The following is a 22,238-nucleotide window of genomic DNA, read 5'->3' as shown; positions in this document are numbered from 1 at the left end:
TGGTGTAATATCAGAAGCGTTTACCCGTTGGATGGTTAAAAAAGGACCCGGAATTCATGCTTTTTATCCTGAAAAAAATTATCGGGGGCCTGCTGCTGCCCCTGCCTTTTTTACTGCTGGTGATTGGCCTTGCGATTTTGTTGCTGTGGTTCTCCCGCTGGCAAAAAACGGCTAAAGCGCTGCTCACGGCCGGCTGGCTGGCTTTACTGTTAATGAGCATTCAGCCGGTAGCCGATAGCCTGCTTAAGCCGATTGAAGATACCTATCCAACGTGGCGCGGCGATCAACGGGTTAACTATATTGTGGTGCTGGGCGGCGGCTATACCTGGAACCCTGACTGGGCGCCGAGTTCAAACCTTATCAATAACAGCCTTCCGCGCCTTACCGAAGGGGTACGACTATGGCAGGCGAACCCCGGCGCAAAAATGATCTTTACCGGCGCGCGCGCGATGACGAATTCTGTAAGCACCGCAGAAGCCGGCGCGAGGGTTGCGGAAAGCCTGGGCGTGCCGCGCTCGGAAATCATCACGCTTGATAGCCCGAAAGACACGGAAGAAGAAGCGGCGGCGGTGGCAAAGGCTATCGGCAAGCAGCCCTTCCTGCTGGTGACTTCCGCCTCGCACTTGCCGCGCGCCGTCATCTTCTTTCGCAACGCGGGCTTAAATCCTCTTCCCGCGCCGGCTAATCAGATGGCCGTTGATTCACCGCTCAACCCCTGGGAGAGGATTATCCCCTCACCGCTTTGGCTGATGCACAGCGACCGGGTAGGTTACGAAACGCTGGGCCGCGTCTGGCAGTGGCTTAAAGGGTCTTCAGGAAAGCCAGGGGAGTAAACCTTTCGTCGCGGCGTCAAAGGCGGGTCGGTTTACGCGGCCCGTCTGCACCAGGCTGTCGACGGCATCCCACAAAACATAAAGCCAGCGCCGCCACAGGAAGGATTCCGCCACGGGCGCGCGCTGCAGGTAATGCCAGAACAGGCTTTCCGCCTGCCCTTCCTCATACAGACGAAAAATCTCATATTCACGCGGCGCCCACAGCACCACGCCCGGGTTTACCATTGCCAGAAGCTGGTCGCTTTTGCCGTCTTTGAGCATGCTGCGCAGGGTGAAATTGCCGTGCACCAGCACGCAGTTGTCGTTGAAACCGTCAAACATACGCGGCAGACACTCGCGCGAACGGAACAGGATGCGTCGATCCTGCATCGTAAGGCCGGTATTCTTAAACTGATTTAGCGTATTCCACAGTATTTCCACCCGCTGGCGGTACCAGGAGGGCCAGATGTTTTCCTGCGTACTGTCAACGCAGCCTACGCAGCCGGAACTGTCGACGCGATGCCAGGCCAGCAGCCCCTCGACAATCTGGTCTTTAAGCTGCTCCCAGCGCTCCGGCGTGCGGGCCGGCGCCTCAACCGAAACGCCGCGCAGGCGTTCCATTAGCAGTACGTCAGGGCCGGGGTGATCTTCATGGGTGACTATGCCGTACACCACCGGCAGACGAACGGTGCCCGAGCGCGCTAACATCGACATTTTCCAGGCCTGCTGCGCGGCAACGCCGGGGGAAGTAAAGCTTTTGGCCAGCAGCGGCATCGCATGGCCTTCGCTGTCGTACAGCGACCAGACCGCGGTGCTCGTTTGCTCGCTGATGCACTCGATGCGGCTTAACTTTTCACCCAGCAGATGGCTTAATTCCTTCCGCAGCAACTCCATAACGCGTTACCCCTATGAACCTTGTGCTTTTCATAATGAGCGCGCTTTTGCCAGAAGTCATCACCTCAGATCAATATGTCTTCAGATAATAAAAAACCGGCCCGAAGGCCGGCTTTTTAGCATAAGTCTGGCTTAGCGCATCGCTACGCGGACGCGTTCCAGGTCTTCCGGCGTATCCACGCCGATGCTGGGGATCTCTTTGGCTACGGCAACGTGAATTTTTTCGCCGTTCCACAAAACGCGCAGCTGCTCAAGCATTTCAATCTGCTCAAGCTGGCTTGGCTCCCAGCTGACATAGCGGCGGATAAAGCCCGCGCGATAACCGTAAATGCCGATGTGGCGCAGGAAGGTATCGCCGATCTTTTCACGCGAGCTGGCAAAACGATCGCGATCCCAGGGAATGGTGGCGCGCGAAAAGTACAGAGCGTAGCCCTGCGCATCCATCACCACTTTAACCGCGTTCGGATTAAAAGCTTCTTCAGCGGACTCGATCGGTACGGCGAGCGTCGCCATTCCCGCCCGGCAGTTAGCCAGATTTTCTGCGACCTGGCGAATGATGACCGGCGGAATCATTGGTTCATCGCCCTGCACGTTGACAATAATGGTGTCGTCGCTAAAGCCGCATTTTTCGATAACTTCGGCGAGGCGTTCGGTGCCGGACTGATGATCCGCGCGGGTCATGCACACTTCGCCACCGGCGGCTTCTACCGCGCAAGCTACCTCTTCGTGGTCGGTGGCGACGATAATGCGCTCCGCGCCGGACTCACGGGCGCGCTCCAGGACGTGTACCACCATAGGTTTACCGTTGATGTCCTTTAACGGCTTGCCCGGCAGGCGCGTGGACGAATAGCGAGCAGGAATAATAGCCACAAAACTCATGGATTCGTCTCGTCGAGGGTCAAAGTACGCGCTTGTGTTTCCAGCAACACCGGAATACCGTCACGTAGCGGGAAGGCCAGGCCATCAGGCTTGCAGATAAGCTCCTGCTTTTCCTGATTAAAATAGAGTTTGCCGTTGCACACCGGGCAGGCAATGATTTCAAGTAAACGACTTTCCATAGATACTCCAGAATGGGCGCCATCAAGGGCGTCAGGATAACATAACTGATTAGCTCCCCGGGCTAATTTCCCAGCCGCTTCCCCACGAGGAAGCCAGGGCGGCGGGAATAGTTCCCAGAACGATTCGTGAAGCGCCCTGCCATAGGGCAAACTCCGTTATTGCGCCGTGCAGCCCCTTCAACAATGAAGCGCCAGGCTTTATACCCTCTTCCAGATATAAACTAATAACCTCAAGCTCGCCCTGTTTACGATGCATTTTGGCGTCCATGCGCCCGACCAGTACCCCCTGATGCAGCAACGGCAAAACGAAATAACCGTATTTCCTTTTTTCCGCCGGGGTATAGCACTCCAGCCGGTAGGAGAAATCAAACAGCGCCTGCGCGCGCCTGCGATCCCAGACCACGGGATCAAAGGGAGACAATACGGCGCTATGGGTCGCTTTAAGCCTGTTTTGTTCCGCGCGCGCCAGCAAGGGTAATAATGAAGCATGCACCCACATCTCGCCCAGTTTCTCCGTCTGGACAGGAATAACCTTTTCCTGTTTTTCCCACTCGCTGATGACGGAGTTAACGGGAATGCGACGTAAGCGGTAGTAATCAGCCAGCCACTCGGGGCGGAAAATCCCCAGGCTGCGGGCGCTGTTTTCCAGCATTTTCAGCTCGGCGTCCTGCTGTTCAATAAGATGCAGTTCGTCGTCCCAGTCCGGCATTACGCGTGCGGTAAGGTCGTAAACGCGCTGAAAATTGCGCCGCTCAACGACCATCACCCGCCCGCAGGTAAACAGGCCCTCAAGATGTTTTTTATGCGGCTTCCACTCCCACCAGCCGCCAGCGCCTTTACGCGGATGCTCAAAATCCGCCGAGCGAACCGGGCCATTTTCCGCAATGTGGCCGAGTAAACGCTCGATTTCTTCCGCATGCTCCAGCATCCAGTCCGGCCGGTATTTCCAGCCCATATTTTCCGGCTGCAGCATTCGGTGGCGCACCAGGGCGAAATCTTCTTTCGGCAGAAAACAGGCCTCGTGCGCCCAGTATTCGATGAGCTCTCCGTCGGCTAACGCTTTATCGAGCCAGTCCGGCGAGTAGCGCCCAAGGCGGCTGAACAGCACCAGATAGGGGCTGCGGGCGACAATATTGATGGTATCGATTTGCAGGAGCGACATCTGCGAGATGGTGCTGCTGATGTCTGACGCGCGGGCGCGGCGGCGCGGCTTGTTCAGCAGGCCCCTGCGCGGCAAGGTGAAGGTTTCGCGCAGCTTGTAAGGTCAGGTAGGGTAAAGACATGATCTTTCCTGTCATCCAACAACCAGGGCGCGGACGCGCTGAACAGCTTACTTCACCAGCGCGACCAATGTTTGCAACAGCTGTTCTGCCTGCGGCTGGGCAAGATAAGCGTCGACCGGTAGATACCACCAGTTTTCATGGCTGGCGGCAAAGGCGCGACATTTAACCGCATCTTTTTCGGTCATTAATAGCGTCTGGTGTTTCTCCAGCAGCTTTACGACGTCCTCTTCCGCCAGCGCCGCATGATCGGCAAGGCCGACCGTGTTAACCGGCGTCACGCCGCACTGTCTTAGCGTAGCGAAAAAACGCGGCGGATGGCCGATGCCCGCCATCGCGACCACGTTGTGCAGCTCCTGCGCAGGACGACGTTCGCCGCTGAGAAGGTTGACGGCATCGCCCGGCTGCAGCCGCATGGCGATTTCTCCCGCCTGCGCTTCGCCGCCGTTGGTGATGACCGCATCCACGGATTTTAAACGCCCGCTGCGCTCGCGCATTGGCCCGGCGGGCAGCCACCAGCCGTTGCCAAACCGGCGCGCGCCGTCCACCACGACGATTTCTTTATCCCGCGCCAGCGCATAGTGCTGGAGGCCGTCATCGGTGATGATAAGCTGCGGTTGCGCATGCTCGATTAAAGCTTTTACCGCCGCGCTGCGCTCAGGCGCCACGGCCACGGGCGCTCCGGTACGTTGATAAATCAATACCGGCTCATCGCCCGCCTGCGCGGTATCGGTATCCACAGTAAGTATTAAAGGATAGCGCTCTGCTTTCCCACCGTAGCCGCGGGACACCACGCCCACGCGAATACCGCGCGACTGAAGCTGTTCGACAAGCCAGATAACAACCGGCGTTTTACCATTGCCGCCTGCGGTCAGATTACCCACCACCACGACGGGAACCGGCGCGCGCCAGGCTTTGCGCAGCCCGAGCTTCCAGCTAAGACGAATTACGCCGCTCACCAGGCCATACAGCCAGGAGAGCGGCAATAACAGCAGGTAGAGGGAAGATTTCCCCGACCAGATGCGTTCTATCATTCGCCGAACTGCATCTTATGCAGCTGAGCGTACACGCCGCGATGCGCGATCAGTTCAGCGTGAGGACCGCGTTCCACGATGCGGCCGTCTTCCACCACCACAATTTCGTCGGCCTGCTCAATCGTAGACAGACGGTGCGCGATAACCAGTGAGGTACGGTTTTTCTGCAGCTCGTCCAGCGCCGCCTGAATAGCCCGTTCAGATTCCGTATCCAGCGCGGAGGTGGGCCTCATCCAGAATCAAAATTGGGCTGTCGCGCAGCAGCGCGCGGGCAATGGCGATACGCTGACGCTGGCCGCCGGAAAGCAGTACGCCGTTCTCACCTATGACGGTATCCAGACCGTTATCCATCTTGTTAATGAAGTCCATCGCGTAAGCCATACGCGCCGCCTTTTCAATATCTTCGCGGCTGTACTTTTCAGTGCGGGCATAGGCAATGTTGTTGGCGATGGTGTCGTTAAACAGATGCACGTTCTGGGAAACCAGCGCAACCTGGTTACGCAAGGAAGATAGGGTGTATTCCCGAACGTCCACGCCGTCGATCAGAATATTGCCTTCCTGGATATCGTAGAAACGCGTAATCAGGCTGGCAATAGTGGACTTGCCTGAACCAGAACGCCCTACCAGCGCGACCATTTTACCCGCCGGAATATTCAGGCTTATGTTGCGCAGCGCAGGAATATCGCGGCCAGGGTAGGTGAAGGTCACATCCCTGAACTCAAGATCGCCTTTCGCACGCTCAATGGTGCGCTTGCCTTCATCTTTTTCCTGTTCGGAGTCGAGAATTGAGAACAGCGTCTGACAGGCCGCCATACCGCGCTGGAACTGCGCGTTAACGTTGGTCAGCGATTTCAGCGGACGCATCAGGGCAATCATCGAGGAGAAGACAACGGTGATGGTGCCGGCGGTGAGGGTTTCCATCACGCTCGGGAAGCTTGCCGCATACAGAACGAAGGCCAGCGCCAGGGAGGCGATAAGCTGAATGATAGGGTCCGAAATAGAAGAGGCGGATACCAGCTTCATGCCCTGATGACGCATGCGGTTACTGACTTTGTTAAAGCGTTCAGTCTCCACCTGCTGGCCGCCGAAAATCAGCACTTCTTTATGCCCTTTGAGCATTTGCTCCGCGCTGGTGGTCACCTGCCCCATGGTGTTCTGCATGTTCTTGCTGATATTACGGAAGCGTTTAGAAACCATGCGGATGGCAAAGGAGACGATCGGCGCCAGCACAATCAAAATCAGCGACAGCTGCCAGCTGTACCAGAACATCAGCACAAACAGGCCGATTATCGAAGCGCCCTCGCGCACGACCGTAATCAGCGCGCTGGAAGAAGAAGACGCAACCTGCTCAGAATCGTAGGTAATGCGCGAGAGCAGCGTCCCCGTCGATTGCTGATCGAAGAAGGCCACGGGCATCCCCATCATATGGCTGAACAGACGGCGACGCATGTTCATCACCACCTGCCCTGACACCCAGGAAATACAGTAGCTTGAAACGTAGCTTGTTATGCCGCGCATCACCATAAGCCCGATGACGACCAGCGGCATCCATAACAAAACGGACTTGTCCGTTTTACCAAAACCATCATCCAGTAACGGTTTGAGCAGCGATAGCATAAAGGTATCGCTGGCTGCGTTGAGAATTAACGCAACCCCAGCCACGATCAGACCCGCTTTGAAAGGAGCAATCATCGGCCATAGGCGACGGAAGGTCTGCATTGTGGAGAGATCTTTATCGTTATGCATTCAATAAACCAGCATGTGATGAAATAGCCGCATATTCTACCCATTATCCTTGGCTACGCCAAACCACTGATGGTACCAACGGGGCATTATTTGTTCTCTGAAGCCATTGATTTGCCATTTATCACTGTTTACGCGAATAGTAATTTGGCCGGAATGGGCGGTGTCATACCAGGCGTAGCCCTGTTTTTGGTAACGCTCAACGACCTTTGCAGAGGGCAGGCGCCAGGCGTTGTAACGGGAAACCGAAGCCAGCGCCGCCTTCCCTGAAACGGCCCGCAGGAGCGGCGCGCTGGATGAGGTGCGGCTGCCGTGGTGGGGCACCTGAACAATATCAGCCCGTAAAGCGCCCCACTGCCTCCTGAGCATAGACAGTTCTGCCGGTGCTTCCACATCACCGGTTAACAGTAGCCGGAAACGGCCATCGCTGACCATCACCACGCAGGAGCCGTTATTACCCTGCGATCGCCGCTCAGCGGGCGGCCAGTGGACGGTAAAATCCAGGCCCTGCCATTGCCACTTCTGCCCCTGAAAACAGGGAAGATGCTTTTCCCAGCGAAGCGGGCTGCGCACCGTCATTTGCGGCCAGGCCTGCTGCAGGCTGATAAGCCCGCCACGATGATCGAGATGTTCGTGGCTAATAATCGCGGCTTCGGGGGTGAGATTATGCCAGCGCAGCCAGGGGATGATGACCTGCAGCGCCGCGTCCCCGCCGGGCCAGGCATTTCCCGTGTCGTATAAAAGCGCTTTCCCATGGCGGACGATGGCCACCGCCAGCCCGTGTCCGGTATCCAGCATGGTAATCTCCCACGCCCGGCCGTCTTTTTTCTCAGGCAAACGGGAGCTAAAAGCTATCAGCACCGTCGCCAGCACGCCGGTTGCCGCCGGAAGGCTTCGCCACAAAGACAGGCGGTAAACGCCCACGACTGCCCAGCCGAGAAAACTGGCCGCCTGGAAACGTTCGTCCAGCTCCTGCCAGCCGCCGGGAAGATGCTTAAGGAAAATAAACAGCTGTTCAATCAGCAGGTCGACCAGCCGCCACAGGTTTACTCCCAGCCAGGGAACGCTCGTCACTATCAGGCCCAGCAGCAGCAGCGGCGTGATGACAAAGGAGACAAAGGGCACGGCTAACAGATTTGCCGGCAGGGCGTTTACGCTAAGCCCGTGGAATATAAAAACCTGCAGCGGCAGTAAAAGCAACGTGATGCCGGCCTGTAAATAGACCAGGCTCGCCAGATGGCGGTAAAACCATCGCCAGCGCGCGACCCGACGCGGCAGCGGCATCCACTGATACCAGAAAATGATTCCGGCCACGGCGAGTACGGAAAGCCAGAAGCTGTCGGACAATACCGTTAAGGGATCGTAAAGCAGGATCCCGGCCATACAGCAGATCCATACATCCCAGCCTGACCACTGTCGGCCGCTCAGGCGCAGCGACAGCCAGATAGTCAGCCCGATAAAAGTTCTTACCGCCGGTGGATTGCTGCCCGCAAGCCAGGTGCAAACCCCGGCGGTAAACAGGCTCGCGAGCAGCGGCATTCGAAAATGAATAAGGTGCGCGGGAAGAAAAAATTGCAGGGCTCGGGCAAACAGCCAGCCTACTCCCGCGGCCAGCGAAATGTGCAGCCCGGATATCGCCATCAGATGTGCGGTACCGGTATGGCGCAGAATATTTTTTACTTCTGCGCTCATTACCGTGCGCTCGCCAAATCCCAGGGCAAGAATGATCCCCTGCCAGGTTAATGATGAGGTTGCGTCACTGACCGCATTTATCCATCGGGCGCGCAGCGAGCATCCTTCACTCAGCCGCTGCGCTTTAACCAGCCGTCCGCGCAGCGGCAAATGCTGTGCCAGCGCGTAGCGCTGGCTATCAAATCCCCCCTCGTTTAGCTGCCCGTGGACCGGCCGCAAACGCAGCGTCATCAGCCATTTTTGGCCCGCGCAGGCGGGCTCGGGCAGATAAACGCCTCTGAGCACCACGCCCGGCGGCGGAAAGAGATAGTGTTTATCTTTCCGCACAAGCTGTAGCTCATGATTCTGCGCGCCGTCGGTACCGGTGATAACAACCCGGGCCGTGACTGGTTTTTGTATCCAGCGTTCAAAGGGCATCAGGCTTTCTTTGGCCGACAACAAACCCCAGCAGCAGCAGATTACAGCGATCGCCGGATAACGCAGCGCCCGCAATCTGAAAACCGCAAGGCATAGCGCAGCCGCCAGCAGTAATACAATGGTCGAGAGTTCGGGAATTTTTGCCAGCCATAGCAGCGGTAACATGCCGGCTACGGCGCTAAGGCACAACCCTGGTAGAGAAACCACAGCAGCCTCCTTGTTCGGGGCAGTGTGGGGCATCAGAGATTCAGCGTCAGCTGGCGTTAGATAAATCTGCGGGAGGGGTTCCGAAGCTTTTCAGGAAGGAAGTTAATTTTTCAGGATATATGCGAGCAAAGCCGAAACGCCTGGGCCGCAGGCATAAAAAAAACGGCACCCGCAGGTGCCGTTTTTAACGGTTAAATCCGAAGACTTAATTGCCGTAAATATTGGCGCGGTCACGTAGCTCTTTGCCCGGTTTAAAGTGCGGAACGTATTTACCTTCCAGATCCACTTTATCGCCGGTTTTAGGGTTACGTCCGGTGCGAGGAGCGCGATAGTGTAATGAGAAGCTGCCGAAACCCCGGATTTCAATGCGCTCGCCAAGGGCAAGCGTAGAGGCCATATGCTCCAGCATCTCTTTTACGGCGTCTTCCACAGCCTTAGCGGGAATATGAGATTGCTGGGTTGCAAGTCTTTCTATTAATTCTGACTTGGTCATGTTTCCTCCGGTTTCCTTTCAGGAAAATTAGCTTACAGCTATCAATCGAACAAGGGCGGCCGTAGCCGCCCTGATTTAGCGCTCGGACGATTACTCGCCTTTAGCTGCTTTGAATGCTTCAGCCATTGCGTTAGAGAAGTTGCCTTCTTCCTGTTTGTTGTTAACAGTCGCAATTGCATCTTTCTCGTCAGCTTCGTCTTTAGCACGAACAGACAGGCTTACAACACGGTTTTTACGATCGACGCCGGTGAATTTAGCTTCAACATCGTCGCCAACGTTCAGAACCAGAGTTGCATCTTCAACGCGGTCACGGGAAGCTTCAGAAGCACGCAGGTAGCCTTCTACGCCGTCTGCTAATTCAACTGTAGCACCTTTCGCGTCAACTGCCGTTACTTTACCAGTAACGATAGTACCTTTCTTGTTCAGCGCAACGTAGTTGTTGAACGGATCTTCTGCGAGTTGTTTAACACCCAGGGAGATACGCTCGCGCTCTGCGTCAACCTGCAGAACCACAGCTGCGATTTCGTCGCCTTTTTTGTATTCACGCACTGCTTCTTCGCCTGCAACGTTCCAGGAGATGTCAGACAGGTGAACCAGGCCGTCGATGCCGCCGTCCAGGCCGATGAAGATACCGAAGTCAGTGATAGACTTGATTTTACCTTCAACGCGGTCGCCTTTGTTGTGGGTCTCAGCGAACTGCTGCCATGGGTTGTTTTTGCACTGTTTCAGGCCCAGGGAGATACGACGACGTTCTTCGTCGATATCCAGAACCATCACTTCCACTACGTCACCAACGTTAACAACTTTGGATGGGTGGATGTTTTTGTTGGTCCAGTCCATTTCGGAAACGTGCACCAGGCCTTCAACGCCTTCTTCGATTTCAACGAAGCAGCCGTAGTCGGTCAGGTTGGTCACGCGGCCAGTCAGACGAGTCCCTTCCGGGTAACGCTTAGCGATAGCTACCCATGGATCTTCGCCCAGCTGTTTCAGGCCCAGGGAAACACGGGTACGCTCGCGGTCGAACTTCAGCACTTTAACAGTGATTTCGTCGCCAACGTTCACGATTTCGCTTGGATGCTTAACGCGTTTCCATGCCATGTCAGTGATGTGCAGCAGGCCCGTCAACGCCGCCCAGATCAACGAATGCACCGTAGTCAGTGAGGTTCTTAACGATACCTTTAACTTCCATGCCTTCCTGCAGGTTTTCCAGCAGCTGATCGCGTTCTGCGCTGTTTTCAGATTCGATAACAGCACGGCGTGAAACAACAACGTTGTTACGTTTCTGGTCAAGCTTGATTACTTTGAACTCAAGCTCTTTGCCTTCGAGGTGCAGAGTGTCGCGAACCGGACGAACGTCGACCAGGGAACCTGGCAGGAACGCGCGAATACCGTTCAGCTCAACAGTGAAGCCACCTTTAACTTTGCCGTTGATAACACCGACCACAGTCTCAGCTTCTTCGTAAGCTTTTTCCAGCGTGATCCAGGCTTCGTGACGCTTAGCTTTTTCACGGGACAGCAGGGTTTCGCCGAAGCCATCTTCAACTGCGTCCAGAGCAACGTCAACTTCGTCGCCAACCTGGATTTCCAGTTCGCCAGCAGCGTTTTTGAATTGCTCAGCCGGAATGGCAGACTCAGATTTCAGACCGGCGTCAACCAGTACTACGTCTTTGTCGATAGCAACAACAACGCCACGAACGATGGAACCCGGACGGGTTTCGATTGTTTTCAGGGATTCTTCAAAAAGTTGAGCGAAAGATTCAGTCATGTTGTTAATCTTCAAGGTTCTTTAGTTTAACGTCCATTTAGCGTCCCGCCGAATGGGGTTGTTTAACATACCCCGCCATTGGCTCCTTGCCGACAGGGTTAGATTACAGGGGGCAAATTTTACCCGATCTGTAGGGATATCGCCATGGCAATGTCATGACAATATTGACAAAATTCTTATCGCGGGGCGGCTTACGCTGCCAGCACTTCCCGCGCATAGGCCAGGGCGCGCTCGATGACTTCGTCTATAGACATGCTGGTTGAATCCAGCACCAAAGCATCTGCAGCGGGCACTAACGGCGCTACGGGCCGATTACGATCGCGATCGTCGCGCTCTTTTATTTCGGCCAAAAGGCGTTCAAAGTTAACACTAAAGCCCTTTTCCTGCAACTGTAGCATGCGCCTGTGCGCCCGCTCTTCAGATGAAGCATCGAGGAATATTTTTACCGGCGCGTCGGGGAAAACCACCGTGCCCATATCGCGGCCGTCGGCGATAAGGCCGGGCGCTTCACGGAACGCGCGCTGGCGGCGCAGCAAAGCTTCGCGCACGCGAGGAAACGCGGCTATCTGTGAGGCGGCATTAGCGACCTCCTGCGTACGAATTTCGCCGCTTACGTCCTCGCCTTCCAGAATGACTTCCAGGTCGCCGTTGGCGGCAACAAAGCGCACATCAAGGTGAGCCGCTAAAGGAACCAGCGCCTCCTCGGAGGCAACGTCTACCTGATGGTGCAAAGCGGCCAGAGCCAGCACGCGATAGATGGCGCCGGAGTCCAGCAGATGCCACCGCAAGGCTTCCGCCATCGCCTTACACAGCGTGCCTTTGCCTGCACCGCTTGGTCCATCAATTGTTATTACCGGGGCGGATGCCGTCATCTTTTTCTCCTTCTCGCGGGGTCGCGGGCCTGAATGAACGCCGCGTATTATACGCCCCAACCAGCCGGACCGTTATCTTTCCTGCTAAATATCATGGGGAATCACGCTGAGTGTAGAAGAATTGCGCAACTTCGCTGTAAGGAAACGTAGGCAGATAAGAAAACCGCATCAAATGATGCGGTTAGAGGAGAATTAAGCCAGCGTGCTGATGCGTGCAAGCCGGTCGAAATAGTCCGGGAAGGTTTTCGCCGTGCATTTAGGATCAAGAATGGTGACCGGCGTATCGGACAGCGCGACAAGAGAAAAACACATCGCCATGCGGTGATCGTTATAGGTACCGATTTCTGCAAGCTGCAGCTTCGCAGGCGGCGTGACGGTAATGTAATCCTCGCCCTCTTCCACTTCGGCGCCGACTTTACGTAACTCGGTGGCCATCGCTGACAGACGATCCGTCTCTTTTACCCGCCAGTTATAAATATTGCGCAGCGTGGTTGTGCCTTTGGCGAAAAGCGCGGCCGTGGCGATGGTCATCGCCGCATCGGGAATATGGTTCATATCCATATCGATAGCGTTAAGTTCGCCGCGCTCACAGGAGATGAAATCATCGCCCCAGGTGATTTTCGCGCCCATCTTTTCCAGCACGTCAGCAAAACGAATATCGCCCTGCACGCTGTTGCGCCCGATGCCGGTCACTTTTACCGTGCCGCCTTTAATGGCGCCCGCAGCAAGGAAGTAAGATGCGGAAGATGCGTCGCCTTCGACCAGATATGCGCCTGGGGACTGATACTGCTGGCCGCCGCGAATCACAAAGCTGCGGTAGCCGCGGTTTTCGACATCAACGCCGAAGGTTTTCATCAGATGCAGGGTGATGTCGATATAGGGCTTAGACACTAGTTCGCCTTTGATGGTGATTTCCGTGTCGTTCGCCGCCAGCGGCGCCGTCATCAGAAGCGCGGTCAGGAACTGGCTTGAAACGCTGCCGTCTACCGCCACCTTACCGCCGGTGAAACCGCCGCGTAAGCGCAGCGGCGGATAGTTTTCCTGCTCCAGATAATCAATTTGTGCGCCGCCCTGACGCAGGGCATCAACCAGATGGCCGATAGGACGCTCTTTCATGCGCGGTTCGCCCGTCAGGACGATATTGTTGCCGCCAAGGCACAGGGCCGCCGCCAGCGGACGCATTGCCGTGCCCGCATTACCGAGGAAAAGCTCCAGCTCGCCGTTTGCCGCAAGCGGGCCGCCCACGCCGGTCACTTCGCAACGAGTACGATCTTCTGAAAGCGTATAGCCGACGCCCAGAGCTTTCAGCGCCGTAAGCATGTGACGAACATCATCGCTATCGAGCAGGTTGGTCAGTTCGGTCTTGCCTTTTGCCAGCGCGGCAAGCAGCAGAGCGCGGTTAGAGACGCTTTTTGAACCGGGAAGATTAACGGTGCCGTCAACGAGCGCGATGGGTTGTAACGTCAGGGATTCCAGCATGGGGAGGTACTCTCAAATCTAACAGAAAAGAAACCCCGCGAGCCTGCCCGCGGGGAGAATGACAGCGCGCGACGGATTAACCGTGGCGGCGTTCGAAGCTAACCATAAAGTCGGTGAGCGCTTTAACGCCTTCGAGCGGCATGGCGTTATAAATAGATGCGCGCATTCCCCCCACCACACGGTGGCCTTTCAGGGCATGCAGACCGGCGGCGAAGGACTCTTCAAGGAAAAGCTTATCCAGGCTGCTGTCGGCCAGCTGGAACGGAATGTTCATGCGGGAGCGGTTAGCCGGGGCAACGTCGTTACGGTAGAAGTCGCTGTTATCAATCACGCCGTAGAGCAGTTGTGCCTTCACCTGGTTGATTTTGTCCATCGCGGCCACGCCGCCTTGCTCTTTCAGCCACTTAAACACCAGCCCGGAAAGATACCAGGCGAAGGTCGGCGGCGTGTTGAACATGGAATCGTTATCGTTAAGCACGGTGTAATCGATAATCGAAGGGCAGGATTTATGCGCTTTGCCAAGCAGGTCTTCACGCACGATAACCAGCGTCAGGCCCGCCGGGCCGATATTTTTCTGGGCGCCTGCGTAAATCACGCCGAAGCGGCTGACGTCCAGCGGCTGCGACAGAATAGTCGAAGAGAAATCGGCGGTGACGACCGTATCGCCGAAATCAGGCGTTTCATGGATAGCGATGCCGTCGATGGTTTCATTCGGGCAATAGTGCAGATAAGCGCTGTCATCGGAAACCTGCCACTCGCTCATCGGCTTAATGGCGCGCAGGCCGTCTACGGTTACTTTGGCGTCAAACACGTTTGGCGTAAGGTATTTCCAGGCTTCTTTTACCGCGCTGTTGGCCCAGTAGCCGCCGTCGACGTAATCCGCGGTTTTTTTATCGCCCAGCAGGTTTAAAGGGATACCGGCGAACTGGCCACGGCCGCCGCCATGGCAGAACAATACTTTGTAGTTCGAGGGGATTTGCAGCAGATCGCGAAAATCTTGTTCGGCCTCGACGGCCACCTGAATAAACTCTTTACTACGATGGCTTATCTCCATCACGGAGGTGCCTAGCCCGTTCCAGTTGCACAGTTCAAGCTGTGCGCGACGAAGCACGTCAGCCGGCAGCATCGCCGGGCCGGAACTAAAATTGTATACCTGAGTCATTTCCCCTCACCACGCTTAGAGCAATAAGTTTTATCACGTTATCGGTTTTATCATTCACTTGCGGGGGCTGCAATGGTTAATCCGGCATGGCGGAGGAATGTGCGCAAAATCACACAAAACAATCCACCAGCCGGCCTGTAAAACACCCTATTTATTTCCGTCACGTCACCCGCTTTGCGGTACAGGCTTTCACCCAGAAACGATTTTTGCAGCGCGGACAGGCCAATGCGTCGCCGGCGTTAAATTTCATCACCTCGCTGCAGCGAATGCAGGCGTAGTCGCCGTCCTCGGGCATTTTTATAAAGCGCTCATTACAGGGCTCAGGAAGAATAGATAACCCCGGCCTGACGAGATGATCGGGATAAAAATAGACGCTTATCTGGCCGTTGGTCTCCAGAATGGCCAGCCGCACCTGCCCGAGGTGCTCAACGCTGTGCAGCCGCAGCTCCATGAAAAACTCGAACTCGGTCATGTTCTGGGCCTGCATTTTCTCCCAGGCGAACTCTCCGTCTTCAATAATGACCTTGGCCTTGCCTTCAAACAGCCTTTCCAGCTTCTCGCTGTGGTTCATCAGCCACATCACCAGCCGATACAGGCATGCGAGGGTGATAAACACCACGAATACGGGCAGCATCGGCACGTCATGGTAAAAAGCCACGTCGCCCGCGGCCGAGCCTAAGGTCAAAATAATGAGCACTTCAAAAAGCGACATCTGGCGCACGCCGCGGCGCCCGGTAATTTTCAAAAACAGGAAAACCAGGATAAAGGTATAGAGGCTGCGAACGGCGACTTCTAATAAAAAGTCAGGGGGGACGTCGTTAAACGCCATACGTTGTAGATCAAAGGTCTTCATTTATCTCGCCATAACAGTTAGTTACTGGCTCTAATCATAGCCTGTTATGCTAGTTCCGCCTATCAGCGCTGGCGATAGCGTCAGCCTGCTAAAACCCGTATCATTGCGCGCTTTGCGTACTACTTAAGTGAACACTCATGACTCAAACCTTTATCCCCGGCAAAGACGCCGCCCTGGAAGATTCCATCGCCCGCTTCCAGCAGCAGCTCACCGACCTCGGCTTTAACATTGAAGAAGCTTCCTGGCTTAATCCGGTCCCTAACGTTTGGTCGGTCCACATTCGTGATAAAGACAGCGCGCTGTGCTTTACCAACGGCAAAGGCGCCACCAAAAAAGCCGCGCTGGCCTCGGCGCTTGGCGAATATTTTGAACGTCTGTCCACCAACTATTTCTTCGCGGATTTCTGGCTGGGTAAAACCATCGCTAACGGCCCGTTTGTGCATTACCCGAATGAGAAGTGGTTCCCGATCCCGGAAGATGAACAGCTGCCGGCGGGCATTCTCGACGATCGCCTGCGCGCCTTTTACGATCCGGAAAACGAGCTGACCGCCGGCATGCTGATCGACCTGCAGTCGGGCAACGAAGAGCGCGGCATCTGCGCCCTGCCGTTTACCCGTCAGTCCGATCTGCAAACCGTCTATATTCCGATGAACATTATCGGCAACCTGTATGTCTCCAACGGCATGTCGGCTGGTAACACCGCTAACGAAGCGCGCGTACAGGGCCTGTCTGAAGTTTTTGAGCGCCATATCAAAAACCGCATTATCGCCGAGTCCATCAGCCTGCCGGAGATCCCGCAGGAAGTGCTGGCGCGCTATCCTGGCGTGGTGGAGTCTATTAAGACTCTCGAAGCGGAAGGCTTCCCGATCTTTGCCTACGACGGCTCTTTGGGCGGCAAATACCCGGTTATCTGCGTTGTGCTGTTTAACCCGGCCAACGGCACCTGCTTTGCCTCCTTCGGCGCGCATCCTGACTTCGGCGTGGCGCTGGAACGTACGGTGACCGAGCTGCTGCAGGGCCGCGGTCTGAAAGATCTCGACGTCTTTACCCCGCCTACCTTTGATGATGAAGAAGTGGCGGAGCACGCCAACCTCGAAACCCACTTCATTGACTCAAGCGGCCTGATTTCCTGGGACATGTTCAAACAGGATGCGGACTATCCGTTCGTGGACTGGAGCTTCGCGGGCACCACGGAAGAAGAGTTCGCCACGCTGATGGCCATCTTCCATGCGGAAGACCAGGAGGTCTATATCGCGGACTACCAGCATCTGGACGTTTATGCCTGCCGCATTATCGTGCCGGGCATGTCCGATATTTATCCGGCGGAAGACCTGCTGTTGGCCAACAACAATATGGGCTATCACCTGCGCGAAACCATTCTTGCTCTGCCGGGCAGCGAGTGGGAAAAGCAGGATTACCTGGATCTGATTTCTCAGCTGGATGAAGAAGGCCACGATGATTTTACCCGCGTGCGCGAGCTGCTTGGCCTTGCGACCGGTAAAGACAACGGCTGGTATACGCTGCGCATCGGCGAGCTGAAAGCTATGCTGGCGCTGGCCGGCGGCGATACCGAGCAGGCGCTGATCTGGACAGAATGGACCATGGAGTTCAACGCCTCGATCTTCAGCCCTGAACGCGCCAACTACTACCGCTGCCTGCAAACCTTACTGCTGCTGGCGATGGAAGAAGAGCGCGAGCCGCTGCAGTATCTGAACGCCTTTGTCCGTATGTATGGCGCAGAAACCGTAGAGGCGGCAAGCGCCGCGCTCAGCGGCGAGGCAGCCTTCTATGGCCTGCAGGCCGTCGACGACGATCTTAAAGCTTTCCCGGCGCACCAGGCCTTGTTGCGCGCTTACGAAAAATTACAACGCGCGAAAGCCCGCTTCTGGGAAGTTAACTAACTGACATACTCTGGTAGATGCGCAAATAGCGCGGCTTGAGCTATATTAAGGGGCAATTTTATTGCCCCTTTTTTTTATTGTAATCAAATTAACTTGTTATGTAGCCAGTCGGTTAAATACGGGTGAAATATTTAAAGAGTAAAATGCAAATAATGTTGCCATTATTTTGAATTACTCCGTTTTAATTAACTTTGAAAAGGAGAGCGGCCAGCGAGATTCAAATTACTGTATAATATTTAAAATTTATTTTTATTGGGATAATCAATACGTTACGCTGAAAAAAAGGTGTTCACCTACTTTTTTCAGGTCTATAAGCTTGGCGAGATATGATCCACATCAATTTTTACTCTATAATGCTTTGTTAGTATCTCCTCGCCGAATAAATAAGAGAGAGTTAGTGTGAAAGCTGACAACCCTTTTGATCTATTACTTCCACAAGCTATGGCAAAAGTTGCCGAAGATGCTGGTGTCTATAAAGCAACGAAACATCCGCTAACGACGTTTTATTTAGCGATCACCGCGGGCATGTTTATCTCGATTGCCTTTGTCTTTTACATTACCGCCACGACCGGTACCGCCACCATTCCGTTTGGTATCGCGAAGCTGATTGGCGGAACCTGCTTCTCTTTAGGTTTGATACTTTGCGTAGTCTGCGGGGGCCGACCTGTTCACCTCTACGGTGCTGATTGTGGTCGCGAAAGCGAGCGGTCGCATCACCTGGGGACAGTTAGCGCGCAACTGGATTAACGTCTATGTTGGTAACCTGATCGGCGCGCTTCTCTTTGTGCTGCTGATTTGGCTCTCAGGCATGTATATGACGGCTAACGGCGCCTGGGGCCTGAACGTGCTGCAGACCGCTGACCACAAAATGCATCACACATTCATCGAAGCCGTGTGCCTCGGTATCCTGGCAAACCTAATGGTCTGTCTGGCCGTGTGGATGAGCTACTCCGGCCGCAGCCTGATGGACAAGATGTTTGCTATGATCCTCCCGGTCGCCATGTTTGTGGCCTGCGGCTTCGAGCACAGTATCGCGAACATGTTTATGATCCCTATGGGTATCGTGGTACGTCATTTCGCAACCCCGGAATTCTGGACCGCAGTTAGCTCCTCTCCGGATAGTTTCTCTCATCTGACCGTGCTGAACTTCATCACCGATAACCTTATCCCGGTAACCATCGGGAACATCATCGGCGGCGGTTTACTGGTCGGGTTGACATACTGGGTAATTTATCTGCGCGGTGGCGACAAGCACTAAGTGCTGTTCATCACGCAGGGAATAAGAAATCCACATTAGAAGGTAGGTGTTAAATGTCCGAGCTTAATGAAAAGTTAGCCACAGCCTGGGAAGGTTTTGCCAAAGGCGACTGGCAGAATGAAGTTAACGTACGTGACTTCATTCAGAAAAACTACACCCCTTACGAGGGCGACGAGTCCTTCCTGGCAGGTGCGACTGACGCAACTACCAAGCTGTGGGATACCGTTATGGAAGGTGTTAAACAGGAAAACCGCACCCACGCGCCTGTTGACTTCGATACCGACCTCGCTTCCACCATCACTTCCCATGATGCCGGGTACATCAACAAGTCCCTCGAAACCATCGTGGGCCTGCAGACCGATGCTCCTCTGAAACGTGCCATTATTCCGTTCGGCGGCATCAAAATGGTTGAAGGTTCCTGCAAAGTATACGGTCGTGAACTCGACCCGATGCTGAAGAAGATCTTCACCGAATACCGTAAGACCCACAACCAGGGCGTGTTTGACGTTTACACCAAAGACATCCTGAACTGCCGTAAATCTGGCGTTATCACCGGTCTGCCGGATGCCTATGGCCGCGGCCGTATCATCGGTGACTACCGTCGCGTTGCGCTGTACGGTATCGACTACCTGATGAAAGACAAGTTCGCACAGTTCAACTCCCTGCAGTCCAAGCTTGAAAACGGCGAAGATCTGGAAGCGACTATCCGTCTGCGCGAAGAGATCTCCGAACAGCACCGCGCGCTGGGTCAGATCAAAGAAATGGCGGCTAAATACGGCTGCGATATCTCAGGTCCTGCGACCAACGCTCAGGAAGCTATTCAGTGGACCTACTTCGGCTACCTGGCCGCGGTTAAATCCCAGAACGGCGCCGCCATGTCCTTCGGCCGCGTATCCACCTTCCTGGATGCCTACATCGAACGTGACCTGAAAGCCGGCAAAATCACCGAGCTTGACGCTCAGGAAATGATTGACCACCTGGTCATGAAACTGCGTATGGTCCGCTTCCTGCGTACCCCAGAATACGATGAGCTGTTCTCCGGCGACCCAATCTGGGCGACTGAATCCATCGGCGGTATGGGCGTTGACGGCCGTACCCTGGTGACCAAATCCAGCTTCCGCTTCCTGAACACCCTGTACACTATGGGGCCGTCTCCGGAGCCGAACATCACCATTCTGTGGTCTGAAAAACTGCCGCTGAACTTCAAAAAATACGCGGCTAAAGTCTCCATCGATACCTCTTCTCTGCAGTATGAGAATGACGATCTGATGCGTCCTGACTTTAACAACGATGACTACGCTATCGCCTGCTGCGTAAGCCCAATGGTCGTCGGTAAGCAAATGCAGTTCTTCGGCGCTCGCGCAAACCTCGCGAAAACCATGCTGTATGCCATCAACGGCGGCGTTGATGAAAAACTGAAAATGCAGGTTGGTCCTAAAGAAGCGCCAATCACCGCTGACGTTCTGGACTACGACAACGTACTGGATCGTCTGGACCACTTCATGGACTGGCTGGCGAAACAGTACGTCACCGCGCTGAACATCATTCACTACATGCATGATAAGTACAGCTACGAAGCGTCCCTGATGGCCCTGCACGACCGTGACGTTGTTCGCACCATGGCTTGTGGTATCGCAGGTCTGTCCGTTGCGGCCGACTCCCTGTCCGCAATCAAATACGCTAAGGTTAAACCTATTCGTGACGAAGACGGTCTGGCAACAGACTTCGAAATCGAAGGTGAATATCCACAGTTCGGTAACAACGATCCACGCGTAGATGACATCGCCGTTGACCTGGTAGAACGTTTCATGAAGAAAATTCAGAAACTGACCACCTACCGTGGCGCTATCGCGACCCAGTCCGTTCTGACCATCACCTCTAACGTGGTTTATGGTAAGAAAACCGGTAACACCCCGGACGGCCGTCGCGCGGGTACTCCGTTCGGCCCAGGCGCTAACCCAATGCACGGTCGTGACCAGAAAGGTGCGGTTGCCTCTCTGACCTCCGTGGCTAAACTGCCGTTTGCCTACGCGAAAGATGGTATCTCTTATACCTTCTCTATCGTGCCGAACGCGCTGGGTAAAGACGACGAAGTGCGTAAAACCAACCTCGCGGGCCTGATGGATGGCTACTTCCACCACGAAGCGTCCGTTGAAGGTGGTCAGCACCTGAACGTGAACGTGATGAACCGCGAAATGCTGCTGGATGCGATGGAACACCCTGAGAAATATCCTCAGTTGACCATCCGCGTATCCGGTTACGCCGTACGCTTTAACTCCCTGACTAAAGAACAGCAGCAGGACGTTATCACCCGTACCTTCACGCAAACCATGTAATACCGGGTTTGTCTGAAAAGGCGTAGAATAAAGGCTCCACTTTGGTGGGGCCTTTTCTTATCCTCCCACCGCCTGGCCTGAACCGGTTTTGCAAGATAACTGCTACGTTTAAGTTATCTCGCAAAATTGATTCGACGCGGCATGCAGCACACAGACCGCGCTCAACCTGACCCATGTTTTGTCGTCATGGGTCAATACTGGAGAAAACACCGCAATGTCAGTAATTGGCCGAATTCACTCCTTTGAATCCTGCGGTACCGTGGATGGCCCCGGTATTCGTTTTATCACCTTCTTCCAGGGCTGCCTGATGCGCTGCCTGTACTGCCACAATCGCGATACCTGGGATACCCACGGCGGCAAAGAGATAACCGTTGAAGAGCTGATGAAAGAAGTGGTGACCTACCGTCACTTTATGAACGCCTCCGGCGGCGGCGTAACCGCATCCGGCGGGGAAGCCATTCTGCAGGCTGAGTTTGTACGCGACTGGTTCCGCGCCTGCCACAAAGAAGGCATTCATACCTGCCTTGATACCAACGGTTTTGTTCGCCGTTACGATCCGGTAATCGATGAGCTGCTGGAAGTGACCGATCTGGTGATGCTCGATTTAAAACAGATGAACGATGAGATCCACCAGAATCTGGTGGGCGTGTCCAACCATCGTACGCTGGAGTTCGCCCGCTACCTGGCGGATAAAAATATTAAGGTCTGGATCCGCTACGTGGTGGTTCCGGGCTGGTCAGACGATGACGACTCCGCCCACCGCCTTGGCGAATTCACCCGCGATATGGGCAACGTCGAGAAAATCGAGCTGCTGCCCTACCACGAGCTGGGCAAACATAAGTGGGTCGCGATGGGCGAAGAGTACAAGCTCGACGGCGTGCACCCGCCGAAGAAGGAAACCATGGAGCGTGTGAAAGGCATTCTCGAACAGTACGGTCACAAGGTGATGTACTAAAAGCAAAAGGCCCTCCTGTCGAGGGCC

At 55.0% G+C, this 22,238-nt stretch carries 14 protein-coding genes and 4 pseudogenes; 5 read left to right on the top strand and 13 right to left on the bottom strand.

Annotated elements, in window-relative coordinates:
* The first annotated feature begins 56 nt into the window (after positions 1 to 56).
* Positions 57 to 833, top strand: coding sequence for an envelope biogenesis factor ElyC (gene elyC, locus WLO32_RS07340; RefSeq protein ID WP_435947758.1), 777 nt, complete (start codon positions 57 to 59; stop codon positions 831 to 833).
* Here elyC and WLO32_RS07335 read toward each other — a convergent pair.
* From WLO32_RS07335 to WLO32_RS07275, 13 genes and pseudogenes are all read right to left on the bottom strand, one after another.
* Complete coding sequence (locus WLO32_RS07335; RefSeq protein WP_435947757.1) at positions 813 to 1,706, bottom strand: YcbJ family phosphotransferase; 894 nt, start codon at positions 1,704 to 1,706, stop codon at positions 813 to 815. The genes elyC and WLO32_RS07335 overlap by 21 nt on opposite strands.
* A 132-nt stretch (positions 1,707 to 1,838) precedes the next feature.
* Positions 1,839 to 2,585: a 3-deoxy-manno-octulosonate cytidylyltransferase gene (gene kdsB, locus WLO32_RS07330; protein WP_435947756.1), complete on the bottom strand. Its 747-nt coding sequence runs from the start codon at positions 2,583 to 2,585 to the stop codon at positions 1,839 to 1,841.
* Complete coding sequence (locus WLO32_RS07325; protein WP_435947755.1) at positions 2,582 to 2,764, bottom strand: Trm112 family protein; 183 nt, start codon at positions 2,762 to 2,764, stop codon at positions 2,582 to 2,584. Before WLO32_RS07325 ends, kdsB begins: the two co-directional genes overlap by 4 nt.
* Before the next feature lie 49 nt (positions 2,765 to 2,813).
* Positions 2,814 to 4,047: pseudogene (locus WLO32_RS07320) on the bottom strand (winged helix-turn-helix domain-containing protein).
* 47 nt (positions 4,048 to 4,094) lie between these two features.
* Positions 4,095 to 5,078, bottom strand: a complete 984-nt coding sequence (gene lpxK / locus WLO32_RS07315) for a tetraacyldisaccharide 4'-kinase (RefSeq protein WP_435947754.1) — start codon at positions 5,076 to 5,078, stop codon at positions 4,095 to 4,097.
* Positions 5,075 to 6,824: pseudogene (msbA, locus tag WLO32_RS07310) on the bottom strand (lipid A ABC transporter ATP-binding protein/permease MsbA). The gene lpxK and the pseudogene msbA overlap by 4 nt, the downstream one beginning before the upstream one ends.
* 36 nt (positions 6,825 to 6,860) lie before the next feature.
* Positions 6,861 to 9,137, bottom strand: coding sequence for a ComEC family protein (locus tag WLO32_RS07305; RefSeq protein ID WP_435947753.1), 2,277 nt, complete (start codon positions 9,135 to 9,137; stop codon positions 6,861 to 6,863).
* Positions 9,138 to 9,342: 205 nt separating this feature from the next.
* A complete protein-coding gene (gene ihfB / locus WLO32_RS07300) occupies positions 9,343 to 9,630 on the bottom strand; it encodes an integration host factor subunit beta (protein ID WP_121267284.1) in 288 nt (95 codons plus the stop codon).
* Between the two features lie 90 nt (positions 9,631 to 9,720).
* Positions 9,721 to 11,395: pseudogene (gene rpsA, locus WLO32_RS07295) on the bottom strand (30S ribosomal protein S1).
* A 191-nt stretch (positions 11,396 to 11,586) separates the two neighbouring features.
* Positions 11,587 to 12,267, bottom strand: a complete 681-nt coding sequence (cmk, locus tag WLO32_RS07290) for a (d)CMP kinase (RefSeq protein WP_435947752.1) — start codon at positions 12,265 to 12,267, stop codon at positions 11,587 to 11,589.
* A gap of 192 nt (positions 12,268 to 12,459) precedes the next feature.
* Positions 12,460 to 13,743 carry a 3-phosphoshikimate 1-carboxyvinyltransferase gene (gene aroA / locus WLO32_RS07285; protein ID WP_435948261.1) on the bottom strand — a complete coding sequence of 428 codons (1,284 nt, stop codon included), beginning with the start codon at positions 13,741 to 13,743 and terminating at the stop codon, positions 12,460 to 12,462.
* Between the two features lie 79 nt (positions 13,744 to 13,822).
* Positions 13,823 to 14,908 (bottom strand): 3-phosphoserine/phosphohydroxythreonine transaminase, encoded by a 1,086-nt coding sequence (gene serC, locus WLO32_RS07280; RefSeq protein ID WP_435947751.1) that lies wholly within the window; start codon positions 14,906 to 14,908, stop codon positions 13,823 to 13,825.
* Between the two features lie 160 nt (positions 14,909 to 15,068).
* On the bottom strand, positions 15,069 to 15,761 hold the full coding sequence (locus tag WLO32_RS07275) for a DUF421 domain-containing protein (RefSeq protein WP_435947750.1): 693 nt from the start codon (positions 15,759 to 15,761) through the stop codon (positions 15,069 to 15,071).
* Between the two features lie 137 nt (positions 15,762 to 15,898).
* Between WLO32_RS07275 and ycaO the strand changes: the two genes are divergently transcribed.
* The 4 genes and pseudogenes from ycaO to pflA all read left to right on the top strand — a co-directional run bounded on the left by ycaO (position 15,899) and on the right by pflA (position 22,211).
* A complete protein-coding gene (gene ycaO / locus WLO32_RS07270) occupies positions 15,899 to 17,662 on the top strand; it encodes a 30S ribosomal protein S12 methylthiotransferase accessory factor YcaO (protein ID WP_435947749.1) in 1,764 nt (587 codons plus the stop codon).
* Between the two features lie 399 nt (positions 17,663 to 18,061).
* Positions 18,062 to 18,920 (top strand): annotated as a pseudogene (gene focA, locus WLO32_RS07265) (formate transporter FocA).
* Positions 18,921 to 18,973: 53 nt separating this feature from the next.
* The gene (pflB, locus tag WLO32_RS07260; RefSeq protein WP_435947748.1) at positions 18,974 to 21,256 is read left to right on the top strand and encodes a formate C-acetyltransferase; all 2,283 of its coding nucleotides are present in this window, start codon (positions 18,974 to 18,976) and stop codon (positions 21,254 to 21,256) included.
* Between the two features lie 214 nt (positions 21,257 to 21,470).
* Entirely contained in the window at positions 21,471 to 22,211 is a 741-nt protein-coding gene (gene pflA / locus WLO32_RS07255; RefSeq protein WP_121267277.1) for a pyruvate formate lyase 1-activating protein, read from the top strand.
* Positions 22,212 to 22,238 lie beyond the last annotated feature (27 nt).

Source organism: Dryocola mayonis (genome assembly GCF_051307045.1).
Taxonomy (GTDB): domain Bacteria; phylum Pseudomonadota; class Gammaproteobacteria; order Enterobacterales; family Enterobacteriaceae; genus Dryocola.
The sequence above is the reverse complement of the archived record's forward strand: the minus strand, read 5'-3'. Positions and strand labels throughout refer to the sequence as shown.